The sequence below is a fragment of the Pantoea sp. Tr-811 genome (assembly GCF_011752535.1).
Lineage (GTDB): Bacteria > Pseudomonadota > Gammaproteobacteria > Pseudomonadales > Pseudomonadaceae > Aquipseudomonas.
Map to the genome: position 1 here is coordinate 14,941 of NZ_VWXJ01000008.1, position 15,353 is coordinate 30,293.

Annotated in this window: 12 protein-coding genes and 1 pseudogene; 10 read left to right on the forward strand and 3 right to left on the reverse strand. The window is 60.4% G+C overall.

Annotated features, from left to right (window positions below):
• The first annotated feature begins 1 nt into the window (after position 1).
• The 8 genes and pseudogenes from F3J44_RS13620 to F3J44_RS13655 all read left to right on the forward strand — a co-directional run bounded on the left by F3J44_RS13620 (position 2) and on the right by F3J44_RS13655 (position 8,909).
• Entirely contained in the window at positions 2–1,636 is a 1,635-nt protein-coding gene (locus F3J44_RS13620) for a GMC family oxidoreductase (RefSeq protein ID WP_167273114.1), read from the forward strand.
• Positions 1,611–2,783, forward strand: coding sequence for a dihydrodipicolinate synthase family protein (locus tag F3J44_RS13625; RefSeq protein WP_167273116.1), 1,173 nt, complete (start codon positions 1,611–1,613; stop codon positions 2,781–2,783). The genes F3J44_RS13620 and F3J44_RS13625 overlap by 26 nt, the downstream gene beginning before the upstream one ends.
• Before the next feature lie 76 nt (positions 2,784–2,859).
• The gene (locus tag F3J44_RS13630) at positions 2,860–4,182 is read left to right on the forward strand and encodes an MFS transporter (RefSeq protein ID WP_167273119.1); all 1,323 of its coding nucleotides are present in this window, start codon (positions 2,860–2,862) and stop codon (positions 4,180–4,182) included.
• A 60-nt stretch (positions 4,183–4,242) separates the two neighbouring features.
• Positions 4,243–5,457 (forward strand): sugar MFS transporter, encoded by a 1,215-nt coding sequence (locus F3J44_RS13635; RefSeq protein WP_240158370.1) that lies wholly within the window; start codon positions 4,243–4,245, stop codon positions 5,455–5,457.
• A gap of 239 nt (positions 5,458–5,696) precedes the next feature.
• Positions 5,697–6,788, forward strand: a complete 1,092-nt coding sequence (sfnG, locus tag F3J44_RS13640; protein ID WP_167273125.1) for a dimethylsulfone monooxygenase SfnG — start codon at positions 5,697–5,699, stop codon at positions 6,786–6,788.
• Positions 6,789–6,805: 17 nt separating this feature from the next.
• Positions 6,806–7,231: pseudogene (locus tag F3J44_RS29845) on the forward strand (PLP-dependent transferase).
• A gap of 402 nt (positions 7,232–7,633) precedes the next feature.
• Complete coding sequence (locus F3J44_RS13650; RefSeq protein ID WP_167273128.1) at positions 7,634–8,449, forward strand: AraC family transcriptional regulator; 816 nt, start codon at positions 7,634–7,636, stop codon at positions 8,447–8,449.
• An 82-nt stretch (positions 8,450–8,531) separates the two neighbouring features.
• Positions 8,532–8,909: a cupin domain-containing protein gene (locus F3J44_RS13655; RefSeq protein ID WP_205299891.1), complete on the forward strand. Its 378-nt coding sequence runs from the start codon at positions 8,532–8,534 to the stop codon at positions 8,907–8,909.
• 168 nt (positions 8,910–9,077) lie between these two features.
• Here the strand turns inward: F3J44_RS13655 and asd are convergent, their stop codons facing one another.
• Genes asd through F3J44_RS13670 form a run of 3 tightly spaced genes read right to left on the reverse strand, consistent with a single transcriptional unit; the run spans position 9,078 to position 13,063 of the window.
• Complete coding sequence (gene asd / locus F3J44_RS13660) at positions 9,078–9,947, reverse strand: archaetidylserine decarboxylase (RefSeq protein ID WP_167273133.1); 870 nt, start codon at positions 9,945–9,947, stop codon at positions 9,078–9,080.
• Positions 9,944–11,491, reverse strand: a complete 1,548-nt coding sequence (locus tag F3J44_RS13665; protein ID WP_167273136.1) for a GMC oxidoreductase — start codon at positions 11,489–11,491, stop codon at positions 9,944–9,946. Before F3J44_RS13665 ends, asd begins: the two co-directional genes overlap by 4 nt.
• 3 nt (positions 11,492–11,494) lie before the next feature.
• On the reverse strand, positions 11,495–13,063 hold the full coding sequence (locus F3J44_RS13670; RefSeq protein ID WP_167273138.1) for a GMC oxidoreductase: 1,569 nt from the start codon (positions 13,061–13,063) through the stop codon (positions 11,495–11,497).
• Positions 13,064–13,397: 334 nt separating this feature from the next.
• Here F3J44_RS13670 and F3J44_RS13675 point away from each other — a divergent pair, with 334 nt between their 5' ends.
• Both F3J44_RS13675 and F3J44_RS13680 read left to right on the forward strand, forming a co-directional pair.
• Complete coding sequence (locus F3J44_RS13675; RefSeq protein ID WP_167273141.1) at positions 13,398–14,423, forward strand: alcohol dehydrogenase; 1,026 nt, start codon at positions 13,398–13,400, stop codon at positions 14,421–14,423.
• Between the two features lie 40 nt (positions 14,424–14,463).
• Positions 14,464–15,330: an MBL fold metallo-hydrolase gene (locus F3J44_RS13680; RefSeq protein WP_370526754.1), complete on the forward strand. Its 867-nt coding sequence runs from the start codon at positions 14,464–14,466 to the stop codon at positions 15,328–15,330.
• Positions 15,331–15,353 lie beyond the last annotated feature (23 nt).

The following is a 15,353-nucleotide window of genomic DNA, read 5'->3' on the forward strand; positions in this document are numbered from 1 at the left end:
CATGACGTACGACTACATCATTGTCGGCGGTGGTTCGGCGGGCTGTGTGCTCGCCAATCGACTCAGCGAAAATCCAAGCAATAAGGTGCTGCTGCTGGAAGCTGGAGGAGGGGATCGCCATCCCCTGTTCAGCATGCCGGCTGGCTTCGCCAAGATGACCAAGGGACGGGGCTCCTGGGGCTGGTCGACAGTGCCCCAGAAGCACCTGAAAAATCGGGTACTGCACTTCACCCAGGCCAAGGTTATTGGTGGGGGCTCCTCCCTCAACGCGCAGATCTACACGCGTGGCGCGGCGGCTGATTATGACGAGTGGGCCAGTGAGTGTGGCGCTGAAGGCTGGGCCTACGAAGATGTCCTGCCTTACTTCAAGCGCGCTGAAAAAAACCAGCGTTATGCGAACCAGTATCACGGCTATGACGGGCCACTGGGGGTGTCGAATCCCATCAGCCCACTGCCAATCTGCGAAGCGTTTTTCCAGGCCGGTCAAGAGTTGGGCATTCCGTTCAACCCCGACTTCAATGGTGCCGAACAGGATGGTTTAGGCTATTACCAACTGACCCAGTTGAATGCCAAACGCTCTTCAACGTCTGTTGCTTACCTGCGGCCGGCAATGCATCGCTCGAACCTGACCGTTGTGCTCAATGCCCTGACTCATCGAGTCGTGCTTGAAGGCAAGCGTGCAGTTGGCGTTGAGGTTTCCGTGCAGGGGGCAACCCCAGTGCTCCACAAGGCTGCGCGAGAAGTCATCATCAGCAGTGGTGCTATCGGATCGCCCAAGCTGCTCCTGCAATCCGGCATCGGCCCTGAAGATCACCTTCGTGAAGTGGGCGTGAAAGTTGAGCATGCATTGCCTGGCGTGGGCAGCAATCTCCAGGATCACCTGGATCTGTTTGCCATCGCGGAATGCACCGGTAAGCATACCTACGACCCATACGGCAAACCGCACATGGCCGCATGGGCTGGCCTGCAATACTGGCTGCTGAAGAAAGGCCCTGTAGCGTCCAGCCTGTTTGAAACGGGTGGGTTCTGGTATGCCGACCCTGCAGCCCGTTCACCTGACATCCAGTTCCACCTCGGCCTGGGGTCAGGCATCGAAGCGGGTGTCGCTCAGATGAGCAACCCGGGTGTGACCCTCAACTCGGCGTTCCTGCGTCCTCGCTCGCGCGGCACCGTTCGGTTGGCCAGTGCCAACCCCACCGATGCTCCGCTGATCGATCCGAACTATTTCGCCGACCCCTACGACCGCGACATGTCGATCAAGGGCCTGCGCCTGGCGCGTGAAATTCTCGCGCAACCTGCGCTCAAGCGCTTCGTCCTGGCCGAGCGCCTGCCTGGCCTCGACAGGCTCAGCGACGAGCAGTTGTTCGAATACGCCTGCGCGAACGCCAAGACCGATCACCACCCGGCAGGCACCTGCCGCATGGGCCACGGTGATGATGCGGTGGTTTCGACCAACCTCAAGGTCCATGGCCTTACCGGCCTGCGGGTCGTGGATGCGTCGATCATGCCTCGCTTGAACAGCAGCAACACCAACGCCCCGACCATCATGATCGCCGAGAAAGCGGCAGATCTCATTCTTGGCAAAGCCCCCCAGTCAGAGGAAAAGTCTCGTGAATATTCTGTTGCCCACGCTTGATGGCCGTATTGATCGCTACGAGCTGAAAAACGCTGATGCGCCTTTTGCCAAGTTCGAGAAGCGCCCGCTGAGCCGCATCGCCTACGCTGCCGCTCACGTGGTGATCGATCCCGCTCGCCCAGCCAACCCGTGGGACGAAACGGTCGCCATCGACTGGGACAAGACCCTGGGCTTTCGCGAGTACCTGTGGAGTCTCGGCTTCAAGATCGCCGAGGCGATGGACACTGCTCAACGCGGCATGGGCCTGGGCTGGAAAGATTCCGCCGAACTGATCCGCCGGAGCGTCACCCACGCTCGCCAGATCGAGGGTGCTGACCTGAGCTGTGGCGTGGGCACCGACCAGTTGCTCGTAACCCCATCGACCACCCTGGACGATGTACTGACCGCCTACCGTGAACAGTTCGAAGTGGTCGACAGCGTAGGTGGCAGCGCCATCCTGATGGCCAGCCGTGCACTCTGCGCGGTAGCCAAGGGTGGTGAAGACTACGAGAAGGTCTATTCGACCCTGCTGGGCGAAGCTCGCCAGAAGGTCATACTGCACTGGCTGGGCGAAGCGTTCGACGCCAACCTGCGCGGTTACTGGGGCAGCACCGATGTGCCGACCGCGATGAACACTGTGCTGTCGATCATCGAGTCCAACGTCGACAAGGTCGACGGCATCAAGATTTCGCTGCTGGAAGCTGAGTGGGAGATTGAGCTGCGTCGCCGTCTGCCCGAGGGCGTCAAGCTCTACACCGGTGACGATTTCAACTTTGGCGAGCTGATCGCAGGTGATGCCACCCATCACTCCCATGCACTGCTGGGTATCTTCGACCCGATTGCCCCGGTTGCTGCGCATGCGCTGGCTGCGCTGACCGAGGGCGACCTGGCGCGCTATCACGCCTTGATGAACCCGACTGTTGCATTGTCTCGCGAGATCTTCAAGGCCCCGACCCGCTACTACAAGGCAGGCGTCGTGCTGCTGGCTTGGCTTAACGGCCACCAGGACCACTTCACCATGCTCGGCGGTATGCAGTCGGCTCGCTCGCTCTCGCATTACAGCGAAGTGTTCCGTTTGGCGGATCAGGCCGGTGTCCTGATTCAACCTGAGCTGGCTGTTGAGAGAATGAAGGGACTGGCGTCGGTGCACGGAGGCATCACGGGCTGATTGACGCAGCACAACCGGGCGTAGGGTTCGTGCGTGCGAGCCCTACGTGCGACACAAGAACAATAAGGGAACCCCCATGAGCACCATAGCCAATAGCATTACGGACACCGCCGCCGAGGCGGTTGATAAGAAAGATCTGCACCGGGTCATCGTGGCGAGCATCGCCGGGAGCGCCATGGAGTGGTACGACTTCTCGATCTATGGCACAGCGTCAGCCTTGATCTTTTCTGAGTTGTTTTTCCCAGGGCTCGACAAAGTCACTGCGCTGCTGGCGATCTTCGCCACCTATGCAGTCGGATTTGTTGCGCGGCCATTCGGTGGACTGTTCTTTGGTCGCGTGGGCGACCGTAAAGGCCGGAAGTTTGTATTGGTTTCCACCGTCCTGTTGATGGGGGTATCCACGCTGTTGATCGGCTTGCTCCCCACCTATACGCAAATTGGCGCCTGGGCGACAGGGTTATTGGTGATCTTGCGACTGCTGCAGGGGTTTGGCTCTGGAGCCGAGCAAGCAGGTGCCTCGCTGATCGTGGCGGAGTTTGCGCCCAAAGAGACCCGAGGCTTCTACGCTTCGCTGCCTTTCGCCGGCATCATCATTGGCATTCTGCTGGCGGCAGGGATGTTCTCGCTGGTGCAACAGATGCCCCATGACGATTTCATGGCGTGGGGCTGGCGGATCCCTTTCCTGTTCAGTGTGGTGGTCATTGCCGTTGGCATCATCATCCGCTTGCGGGTTAAGGAGAGTCCGGTTTTCGAGGAGATGAAGCGCAAGAAGCTCGCGAGCAAGCAGCCCGTCAAAGACCTGCTTCGTTATTCCCGCAAGAACCTGATCGTGGCGTGCTGCCTGCGTATGGGTGAAAACGGCACCTCGTACCTCTATCAGGTATTCGCCTTGAGTTACCTGGCCAAGGTACTGCTGATCGATAAGTCGGTAGGCACATTGGGCCTGATTGCCGCTGCAGCTGTATCGGTGTTCACCATTCCTTTTATTGGCTACCTGTCGGATCGCCTGGGCCGTCGCGTAATGTACCGGGTAACAGCACTGATCGCTGCGCTGTGGGCATTTCCTGCCTTCTGGCTGTTCAACACGATGGACTCGACACTGATCGTATTGAGCATGGTCGTTGCGATCAGCCTGGGGGCCTTTGGCATGTATTCGGTGCAAGCCGCCTACTTCCCTGAATTGTTTGATGCGAGGTATCGCTACACCGGTATCGCTGTAAGCAAGGAGTTTGCTGCTCTGGCGTCTGGTGGTATCGCCCCGTTCGTTGCCGCTGCGTTGCTGAGCTGGTCGGGTGATCACTACTGGCCTGTGGCTGCTTACGTCATGTTGCTGGCGGGTATCTCTTTCGTAGCCACTTTCTTTGCACCCGAGACACGCGGTTCTGAGATCAGTATCTGATCTTGGCGATTACACCTATCCAATAAAAAAAGTGAGGCGTGTATGACGGTTCAACTCGAAATGCCTGTGCAGGCCACGGCCATTGCGCCGTCGGCGACCAAAGTTGCCTTCATTGTGGTCACCAGTTTGTTCTTCATGTGGGGGCTTTCCCATGGTTTGCTGGATGTGCTTAACAAGCACTTCCAGGACACGTTGAACGTGAGCAAGGCCCAATCGGGCTACCTGCAAGCGGCCTACTTCGGTGCTTACTTCGTCGTCGCGCTGCCCGTTGGGATTTTCATGGATCGCTTTGGCTACAAGGCTGGGATCCAGGTGGGGCTGGCGCTCTTTGCGCTGGGCGCGCTGCTGTTCATTCCCGCCACTGGCGCGGGCACGTTCTTCGCTTTTCTCGGCGCCTTGTTCGTCTTGGCGTGCGGTTTGGGTTGCCTTGAAACAGCAGCGAACCTCTATGCTGCAGTGCTGGGCAAACCGGAACATTCTGCGCGGCGGCTGAACCTCGCTCAATCTTTCAACGGACTGGGTGCGTTCGTAGGCCCACTGATTGGCGGCTCGCTGTTTTTTGCTCCCCCTGTTGCTCTGGTGGGTTTCACCATCGATCCCGTCATGCTGACTTACGTCTGCCTCGGCTTGGTGGTCGTCTTGATGATGGTCGTGTTCGCGGCGGTGCCACTGCCCGAAATTCAGGCCCAAGGTACTTTGTCCAGGAAAGAGGTGAATGGCCGCTCGCTGTGGTCGCACTCGAACTTTACCGGCGCCTTGATTGCGCAGTTCTTCTACATTGCTGCTCAAGTAGGTGTCGGTGCGTTTTTCATCAACTACGCCATTGAGCACTGGAGCGGCCTGACCACGCAGAAAGCCTCGTACTTTCTGTCTATCGCCATGCTGAGCTTCATGATCGGTCGCTTTGTCAGCACCTGGCTGATGCGCTTCATCCCTGCCACCACCCTGCTCATTGCATACGCATTGTTCAACGCTGCCCTGTGCGCCGTGGCGGTGTCGGGTATTCAGACGCTCTCGGTATATGCGTTGGTCGGTGTGTTCTTCTTCATGTCCATTCTCTATCCCAGCATCTTCGCCATGGGGGTTCGGAACCTGGGTACGCATACCAAGAAAGCGGGTTCGTACCTGGTCATGACGCTGGTAGGTGGCGCTATCGCGCCATACTGCATGGGGGCCATCGCTGATGTCTACGGCACGGCTACGGCGTTCCTTGTTCCCCTCCTATGTTTCCTCGTTATCGCGGGCTACGGCATTAAGCAGCGTGGTGAGATTTGATTGTTGGTGCTTGAGTCGGGTGTTTTCGATGCAAGACAACTGTTGGTTGGCGGTCAGGGGTTCAACAGCTTGTTGGTCAGGATGCAACTGTGAACGCCTGCGTTAATTATTAACTGATTGAACTAAAAGGCTTTTATTCCTTGGCACGGTTGCTGCTGACCCTCCATCAAATGCCCATGGGGCAAGGAGGAGTGGGCATGAACGCACGTGTAATTACCCGCGTTACAGGAGAAAAAGCCATGAGCCAACCCATCAAGTTCGCCTACTGGGTTCCCAACGTCAGTGGCGGCCTCGTCGTCAGCAAGATCGAACAACGCACCAGTTGGGACATCGACTACAACCGCAAGCTGGCGCAGATTGCCGAGCGTTCCGGGTTCGAATACGCGCTGTCGCAGATCCGCTTCACCGCCGGCTACGGGGCAGACAATCAGCACGAGTCGGTGACCATCAGCCACGCGCTGCTGGCCGCCACCGAAAAACTCAAGGTGATCGCTGCCATTTTGCCTGGGCCATGGACACCCGTACTGGCGGCCAAGCAATTGGCTAGCATCGACCAGTTCACAGCGGGGCGCATCGCCATCAACGTGGTGTCCGGCTGGTTCAAGGGCGAGTTCCGCGCCATCGGTGAGCCATGGCTGGACCATGACGAGCGCTACCGCCGTTCCGAAGAGTTCATTCGTGCCTTGAAGGGCATCTGGACCCAGGACAACTTCAGCTTTCACGGCGATTTCTACCGCGTCAACGCATACACCCTCAAGCCCAAGCCGCTGCAGCAACCGCACCCGGAAATCTTCCAGGGCGGCAGCTCGCGGGCCGCGCGTGACATGGCCTCAAGGGTCTCGGATTGGTATTTCACCAATGGCAACACTGTCGAGGGTATCAAGGCCCAGGTCGATGATATTCGCGCCAAGGCAGCGGCCAACGGGCATTCGGTGAAGGTTGGCGTGAACGCCTTCATCATCGCCCGTGACAGCGAGGAAGAGGCCCGCGCGGTGCTGGCGGAGATCATCGACAAGGCCGACCCGGAGGCGGTCAATGGCTTCGGTAGCGAAGCGAAAAACGCAGGCGCGGCAAGCCCGGAAGGCGAGGGTAACTGGGCCAAGTCGACCTTCGAAGACCTGGTGCAGTACAACGACGGCTTCAAGACCAACCTGATCGGTACGCCACGGCAGATCGCCGAGCGCATCGTCGCGCTCAAGGCGGTCGGCGTCGACCTGATCCTCTCCGGCTTCCTGCACTTCCAGGAGGAGGTCGAGTACTTCGGCAAGCATGTCTTGCCGCTGGTGCGCGAGCTGGAGCAGGAGAAGCGTGCATCCCTCGCTCTGGCCTGAGGTACGCTGCCGCCTGGTTGGTATTGCGCGGCGCGCGCAGCCTGGCCAGCCGCATGGCGGTACACGAGGGCCAGGCGCTGGAAATCGCCTGCTGGCTGCAGGGGCATGAAGCCGTGACGCGGGCGTATCACCCGGGCTTGCCGGAGCATCCTGGGCATGCCCTGTGGTAACGGGATTTCAAGGGCAGCAACGGCCTGCTCAGCCTGGAATTGGTCGATGGCAGCCAGCAGCGGGCAGAGGCGTTCGCCGATGGCCTGCGGCTGTTCGGCATCGGCGCCTCCTGGGGTGGGTACGAGAGCCTGGTGACCCTGGCTGAACTGGGCGATCGGTGCTTTGCCACGCCGGTGCGGGGCAGGCTGGTGCGTCTGCATGTGGGGCTGGAGGATGTCGGGGCGCTACGGCGGGATCTGCAGCAAGCGCTGCAAGCAAGCGGGTCGGTTTAGTTTGCTTTTTGAGGGGGAGAGGCCGCTGGTATGCAACGGGTAAATGGGCGCCACGTCTTCTGGGCGAAGTGGATCCTGTGTTGGCCGAGCAGTTCAATGAGGCCTTTCGCGCCTTGTTCATCGTGGGAAAAGCCGAGCCCCTGGTAGCCCTGGCCGAGGCTGAGTTGGCGCCGCATGGGGGATTTCTGTTTGACGGCGATTGCCGCACGGCTCCAGCGTCATGGCGTAGACGGGAATGATGTATCCTCGGAATGTTTTCTTCGATCGGCGGCGGCGTGGCGGCCCCACCTGTCCTGGCCCCTTCGCGGGCAAGCCCGCTCCCACAGGTACTGCACCGGCCTCAAGGCTTTGGAGGCCCTGTGGGAAAGCACCCAGCCCTACCAACAGCTTCGAGAAAACCTCATGGAACGAAAGCCATCTCCAACCGACTGGGTGATCCGCAGTGCTCGCCCCGGCAGCGTCGAGCGCATCGAAGCCTGGTTCGGCAGCCATGGCTACGATCCGCACCGCCACGACACCTATTCGATCGGCCGCACCCTCGCCGGCGTGCAGAGCTTTCACTACAAAGGCGCATTGCGGCACGGCGTGCCGGGCAACACGCTGGTGTTGCACCCGGACGAAGTGCATGACGGCATGGCCGGAACGGATGCAGGCTTTCGCTACCGCATGGCTTACATCGATCCTTCGCTGATCCAGAACGTGCTTGGCGGTGAACCGTTGCCATTCATCGCGGGCGGGCTGTCCAGCGACCCGCGCCTTTACCGTGCCAGCGAAACCTTCGTGCAAGCACTGGATCACCCGCTGGAAACCCTGGAAGAACAGGACGCCGTCTACGACCTGGCCATGGCGCTGCGTTCCGTCGGCGGCAAGCCACGCGGTCGCAAACGCCTGGATTACCGCTCTGCCGAGCGCGCCCGGGCGTTCATCATGGAGCACCTGCACCAAGGCATCACCCTGGAGATGCTCGAACAGGCCAGTGGGCGTGAGCAGTGGAGCTTGTCGCGGGACTTCCGGGCGCTGTACGGCACCAGCCCCTACCGCTTTGTCACGCTGCGGCGCCTGGACTGTTTCCGCCGGCTGATCCTGGATGGCTTCACCTTGGTGGATGCCGCCCTGGCCTCGGGCTTTCACGACCAGAGCCACATGACGCGCCACTTCACTCGCAGCTACGGCGTGTCACCCATGCGCTGGCTGGAGCGCTTACGCCCCTCTGGCTGACTTGCAGGATCGTACAAGCGCCGTGTGCGTTTCGTTCGATAGGCTGATCGCTCAAACCTAGAGAGGATCGGTCATGAACGATATGTATCAGCAACGCGCATCGCAACCTGTGAACCTGGCCCAGAAGGCGTCACTGATTGAGCAACAGTGGAGCCCAAGGGTGGTCGCGGAAATGAACGACTACCAGTTCAAGGTCGTGCGCATCGAAGGGGAGTTTATCTGGCATTCGCATCCGGAAACCGACGAAGCGTTTCTGGTACTGGAAGGTACCTTGCGGATCGACCTGCCGGAGGGCTGCGTTTATGTGCAGCCGGGTGAGTTGCATGTGGTGCCGCGTGGGGTGGAGCACCGCACGGCGGCGCAGGGGGAGGCGAAGCTGATGATGATTGAGCCGCGGGGTGTGCTGAACACCGGGCATGAAGGAGGAGAGCTGACGGCGCTGAACGACGTCTGGATCTGAGCCTCTAGAGCAGGTAGTTCCAGCCAAACTATGGAAAATGTACCCGCAAAAATACCCTTGATACCCTTAAAGGATTCGCGAACGAGAACTGCCATTTCTGACGGCTGAGGCTGTGGCCCCGGCTGATCTTCAGGGTAGCTCCATGGACATTGTCGATTACAGGGTCAGCTATTCGTTGAGGCGGGGAGCAGTGGTACCTAAAATCTGGCCTACCTGGACCGTAGTGCCTGGCGATACTGTATCCATCCACTCTACCGCCTTGGGTCCAAACAGGACGATGACGGTAGACCCCACGTCAAACGTACCCATCTCGTCACCCTGCGCCAGCTGAACACTGCTGTTTCCAGCGAGAGGGTAGGCGAATGTCGTCACTGTTTTGCCCGGAGCGTTTACCAGGCCTGCCCAGGCCGTCCTGATCGATGCCACAATCATCGCACCCACCAGCACCACCGCCATGGGGCCAAGCGCCGTTTCAAACAGGCAAATGACTCGCTCGTTACGTGCGAACAAGCGCGGTACTTTCGAGACGGTCAGGGGATTTACCGAGAACAGCTTACCGGGTACATGGATCATTTCTCGCAGGGTGCCAGCAATCGGCATATGGACACGATGGTAGTCACGCGGGGAAAGGTAGATCGTGACAAACTGCCCATCATGGAAACGTGCGGCCTGTCCAGCGCCGCCTAGCAGTTCCGTCAGGGTGAAGTCATGCCCCTTGGCCTGTAGCAAGCGCTCGCCGGTGGTCGGTCCAATTTGGCTGATCGATCCATCGGCAGGGCTGGTCACTGTTCCGAAGCCTCCTTGCAAAGGCCGTAATCCCGGCTTCAGTGCGCGGGTGAAGAACGCATTGAAGTGCGGGTAATCTTCGGCGTGCTGGCCGATTGCCGCGCTCATATCGACCTTGTACCGTTTGATGAACCCTTTGATAAGCCGGTTTTTCAACCAGGGTGATTTGCATCTGGCGATCCAGCCCGCCACGCGCGACAGTGCGTGGTGGGGCGCCAGGTACTGACCCAACATGAACAGCCGCTCGCTCATCGCTGTTCACCCGCCACGACCTGCGCGGTGTCGTCACGCTGGATGGCCGCCACCAGATGGTCTGCGACGTGCGTGGCCCAAGCCGCAATGGTCAGGCTCGGCGGCCTACCGGGTGACGTCGGCAAGGCTGCGGCGTCGGCCACATACAAACCAGGGTTGTCGAAGATTTCACCGTTGGCGCCGATCACACCATCCTCCACCGATGCACCCAGGCAGGCGCCGCCCAAAGGCTGCACGGTGATTGGGGCGCGAGGCGCGTGGATGCGCGTGCCGGTAGTACGCTCGATCGTGCTTACTTCGTAGTCGATCTCCTGGTAGACCGGGCTCAGTGCCTTGTCGTAGCGAACAGTGAGTTTGCCATCCTTCACGCGGAGGCTGCCGTTGTTGTGATCCTTACCCAGCGCGACGATGAAGGTATTCTTGCGCAGCCAGCGCTTTAGCCATTGGGGCAAGGGCATGTCGTCGATACCTTGGATCGCTGCCCGTAACACCTGAGCAGACGTGCTGGGTGAATCCTTGCTGCGAAACGGCCCGCTCAGCGGCAGGCCGCGACTAAGGTCCATCGCGGCATTTTCTCGCCAGAGGGCAAAGTAGCCGCCGTTGGTGCCGAAGTTCATCCCAAGCCTTGGCATGCCAGTAAGCGCTTTGGTTTCGTCCCGGCCCTTGAACAGCAGCGAAACGGTATTCAGGCAGCCTGCGGCGAGGATCACGTGCTTGGCCCGGAGGCTGTGCGAGGTTCTGCTGCGGTGGTCGAGGTACTTCACCTCGTAGCGCGCACCGCCCTTGTCGGCTGCGCCCACCTTATAGATGGCAGTTGCTTCGCATAGGTCCTGCACCTTCAATCCCTTTTGCATTGCCGGCCAGATCACGGCGAAATCGAGCGTGGTCTTGGCACCTGAAAATGATCCCAAAACGCTGTTGCTTTTGTAGTCGCATTCCCAGCGGTCAACGCCGTTGGCATCCGTCACCTTGGCAGGCACGCCAGGCTGATCGGGCAGTAGAAAGCCAAGCAGCGGATTGGCCAGGCCTTCGGTAGAGAGTTGGCCCTCGTAGTTTGTCAGGCTGATGCGATTAGGAACCTGGTCGCTTGGCGCTGCGGCTCTTGCCCCGAGCAGTTGAATGACTTGGGTGTAGTAATCGTCCATCCGCGCTTGGCTGATCGAGGGATGGTGCCCATCCCAATAGGTAGGGCTTGCGGGTTTGGCCAACATGCCAGCGTAGATATGGCTGCCACCGCCCACGTTCGAGGAGCACACCACATTGATGCCATCGCCGTGGTAGGCCTCGACGAAGCCTTTGCGGTTCAACAGCACCTGCCGTTTCGAGAGGTGAGAGCGAATCGACCGCAAGCCATGGGTGAATGCCTTGCCCCCCTGGGGCAAAGGCGCCGGGTCGACCACGCCAATGGAGCGGTTAGGTACCGTGTCGCGCCACGGCCCGCGCTCCAGCATGACCACGTTGCAGCCTGCATCGACCAGGCGCTTGGCGGCGATCGCACCGCCAAACCCACTGCCGATCACCAGAATTTCGACCGGGTCTGTCATGCATCAGGCCCCTTGGCGTGCTGGCGCTGACTCTGCCTGGCTGCCAGACGCAGCCTGATGTGCGTCGCGCTCGCGCAGGGCGGCGATCAGGCGGTCAGCCACATTCGCAGACCACGCAGCGATTGTCAGGCTTGGCGCGCCGCCAGGGGAAGCGGGGAGGGCGGAGGCGTCGGCCACGTACAGCCCGGGGTTGTCGAACACTTCGCCATTGGCGCCCACCACACCGTCGGCGATCGAGGCGCCGAGGCAAGCGCCGCCTATGGGGTGAACCGTCACCGGGTTGCGGGGCGCGTACACCTTTGTACTCGTCGCGCGCTCGATGTTCGCCACCTCGTTGGCGATCTGATCGTAGATCTCGTTCTCGCCCGTCTTGTAGGCGATCCTGAACCGCCCGTTGTGCATCGACATGGTGCCGGTGTTGTTGTCCCCGCCGAAGGCGATGATCACGGACTGCTTGCGCAACCAGCCTTTGAGCAGGGGCGGCATCGGGATGGCATCGATTCCCTGAATGCTCGCCCGGAGCACCAGCACCGAATGGTTCTGCGAGTCCTTCAAGCGGAAGGGGGAGCCGATCGGCATCCCTTTGGACAGGTCCTTGCTGCTGTTCTCTTTCCACAAACCGAAGTAGTCGCCATTGCCACCAAAGCGCATGCCCAAGCGCGGCATGCCGGCAAGACCGCCGTTCACATCCCGGCTCTTGAGCAGCAGGCGCACGCTGCCAAGGCCACCGGCTGCAAGGATGACATGTTCCGCCAAAACACGTTCATGGGTGTTCGTGTTGTGATTCCTGAAGCTCACCTCGTAGCGCATCTGCTGTGAAGGATCACCGTTGAGCCGCCGAATTCCGACAACTTCGCATTGCGCCTCGATCTTCAGGCCCTTCTGCATCGCAGGCCAGAGGGTAGAGAAATCCAGCGTTGTCTTGGCTCCGGAGGGTGAGCCAAGGAAGCTGTTGTTCTTCATATCGCACTCCCAACGCTCCAGCCCATTGGCATCGACGCGTTTTTGCGGCTGGCCTGGTTGCTCGGGTATCAGGAAGGCGACGGCGGGATGGCCCAGGCAGCTCAGCGTTCCACCATAGTTGGTGTGTTCGATGCTGTTCGGCACCTGATCCTGCGGGGTCAGCGGGCGTGCCTGGTAGGTGCTCAGGAGCTCTTCGTAGTAGCGCTCCATGTCGGCGTTGCACAGGCCCGGATGCCGAGCGTCCCAGTAGTTGGGTACCAAGGGGCGATCCATGAACCCAGCATACACATGGCTGCCACCGCCAACACCCGAGGAGCAGATGACGTTGATGCCGTCACCGTGGTAGGCCTCGATAAAGCCCCGCTTGTTCAGGACGATGTCTTTTTTCAGGCGGTGCGAGCCAATGCAGCGCAAGCCGTGGGTGTATGCCTTGATGCCTTGGGGCAGCGGTACCCGATTCTTGATGCCCAGCGACCGATTGGGCAGCGTGTCGCGCCAGGGGCCACGCTCAAGCATCAACACATCACGCCCAGCTTCTGCTAAGCGGCGCGCAGCGATTGCGCCCCCGAAGCCACTTCCGATAATCAGCACTTCTACTTTTCTTTGCATGGTTCAACCCGCAGAGGCAGCGTTCCAAATGAGCAATTCGAGAGGCCCGCTCCCGAATTGGCTCTATTTGGCGCGCAGAGGTTGACGGGGGCCAAGCAAAGAAAATGGGTGCGTACGAAAGGAATTCTTTTCAGCACCGCCAAAGGTTGCCAGCCATGGGCAACTTCAATCGTTCGCGGCGAGCCTGGGTAGGGCACAAAGCCCCTTGCGGCAAAGAATTTGTTTGCCAGATGAATAGTTTTACTCATTTGGCCCCTGGGCATTTCTGCTACCAGAATCAACGATTCCCCGGGATCAGCCTGGGCTGCCCTACGACGCTGAGGAGATGCTGCACATGGCGGTTAACACCTACAAGGCGATGCAAGTCATCCGGCCGGGTGGCTTGCAACTGGTGGAGTTGGAGGTCCCAACGCCCGGCATCGATGAAGCGCTGATCCGGGTCGAGGCATGCGGTATCTGTGGCGCGGATGCCGGTGCAATCGAGGGCCTGGAGGCCGGGCTGAAATTGCCGCGCACCCCAGGCCATGAGGTGGTTGGACGCATCGTCGCGCTGGGGGCTGCCAGCACACGCTGGCAGATCGGGCAGCGTGTCGGCGTCGGCCGGCTGGGTGGCCATTGCAATGCCTGTGAGCAATGCCGGCGGGGTCACTTCAACCTGTGCCAGGACCAGCCGGTGGTGGGCAGTTCGCAGGACGGGGGCTATGCGCAGATGATGATCGCTCGCGTCACGGGGCTGGTCGCGATCCCCGATGTGCTGGGCTCTGTGGACGCCGCGCCGCTGCTGTGTGCGGGCATTGCCACCTTCAATGCATTGCGTAAGTCAGGCGCCCTGGCCGGGGATTTGGTGGCGGTCCACGGGATTGGCGGGTTGGGGCACCTGGCGCTGCAGTATGCCAGGCGGATGGGCTTGCGGGTTGCCGCCATCGGCCGCGGCGCGGACATCGAGGCCCTGGCACTTGAACTGGGCGCCCATTGCTATATCGACAGCCAGGCGCAAGACCCGGTGGCGCGTCTGAAAAGCCTGGGCGGTGCGCAAGTCATCCTGACCACCATCACCGACAGTGCTGCCGTTTCCCCGTTGATGGGCGCATTGGCACCGCAGGGCACGTTGCTGGTGGTCGGCGTCGGTCGTGAGCCGCTGAGCATCATGCCGGGGGCCCTGGTAGGGGGGGAGCGCACCGTCAGGGGCACCATCACCGGCACGCCTTACGAATCGGAAAAAACGCTGGACTTCAGCGTGATGGCTGACGTTCGTGCACGCATCGAGACAATGCCGTTGGAGCGTGCCTGGGAGGCCTACCAGCGGGTGCGCTCCGGCGAGGTGCAGTTCCGCATGGTACTGACCATGAATGACGCCTGACCGGCGCCGTTTCCATTCGCTATCAAGGAGGACAGACGTGGTGTTCAAGTTACTCGCGGGCGCGATTTACCTTGCAATGCTGGTGGTGCCAGGTGCAGGCCTGGCGGCGCAGGAAGGCATGACGCAAAAGGTGGTATTTCAGGAAGTGCGCAACGCCACCATCAAGCTGGGCTTTGGCGACGTCACTTTTCTGATCGACCCCATGCTGGGCGCCAAAGGCGCCTACGCCGCAGCCCCTGGCGCGCTCAACGAGCACCTGAGAAATCCGCTGGTGGATCTGCCAGTACCGGCAAGTGATGTGATGAAGGCCGATGCGGTCATCGTGACCCACCTGCACATCGATCATTGGGATGACGCTGCGCAGAAGATGCTGCCCAAGGCGATACCGGTCTTTGCGCAGAACCCTGAGGATGCTCAAAGGATCCAGGCCGCAGGTTTCGAAGATGTCCGGGTGCTCACTGGGCACAGTGAGTTCAAAGGGGTACAGCTTTCACGCACCGATGGGCAGCACGGCAGCGATGCGACCTTGGCCATAAGGGGCAAGCAGCTGGGCAACGTCTCGGGTGTGGTGCTGCAAAAACCAGGTTTCAAGACCGTTTATGTCGCGGGCGACACCGTCTGGAATACCCATGTCGAGCAGGCCATCGCGCGCTACAAACCACAGGTCATCGTGCTTAACGCAGGCTACGTGCGTTTCAAGGACATCGAAGGCGCAGTGATCATGGGCAAGGACGACCTTTACCGAGCGGCGCAAGCAGCCCCAGGTGCCTATGTCGTCGCCAGCCACCTGGAAGCGCTCGGGCACGCCACCCAATCGCGCCAGGAACTGGCCGAATTCATCCAGCAGAAGCAGCTCGACCCCCAGCATGTACTGGTGCCCGCAGATGGGCAGATGTACAGCTTCTAGGGGCCCGCGACTTCAATCAAAGC

Excerpts from the sequence above, each read along its gene's own strand:
- F3J44_RS13620 (WP_167273114.1), top strand. The coding sequence starts at position 2 with ATGACGTACGACTACATCATTGTCGGCGGTGGTTCGGCGGGCTGTGTG.
- F3J44_RS13630 (WP_167273119.1), top strand. The coding sequence starts at position 2,860 with ATGAGCACCATAGCCAATAGCATTACGGACACCGCCGCCGAGGCGGTT.
- F3J44_RS13635 (WP_240158370.1), top strand. The coding sequence starts at position 4,243 with ATGCCTGTGCAGGCCACGGCCATTGCGCCGTCGGCGACCAAAGTTGCC.
- sfnG (WP_167273125.1), top strand. The coding sequence starts at position 5,697 with ATGAGCCAACCCATCAAGTTCGCCTACTGGGTTCCCAACGTCAGTGGC.
- F3J44_RS13650 (WP_167273128.1), top strand. The coding sequence starts at position 7,634 with ATGGAACGAAAGCCATCTCCAACCGACTGGGTGATCCGCAGTGCTCGC.
- F3J44_RS13655 (WP_205299891.1), top strand. The coding sequence starts at position 8,532 with ATGTATCAGCAACGCGCATCGCAACCTGTGAACCTGGCCCAGAAGGCG.
- asd (WP_167273133.1), bottom strand. The coding sequence starts at position 9,947 with ATGAGCGAGCGGCTGTTCATGTTGGGTCAGTACCTGGCGCCCCACCAC.
- F3J44_RS13665 (WP_167273136.1), bottom strand. The coding sequence starts at position 11,491 with ATGACAGACCCGGTCGAAATTCTGGTGATCGGCAGTGGGTTTGGCGGT.
- F3J44_RS13670 (WP_167273138.1), bottom strand. The coding sequence starts at position 13,063 with ATGCAAAGAAAAGTAGAAGTGCTGATTATCGGAAGTGGCTTCGGGGGC.
- F3J44_RS13675 (WP_167273141.1), top strand. The coding sequence starts at position 13,398 with ATGGCGGTTAACACCTACAAGGCGATGCAAGTCATCCGGCCGGGTGGC.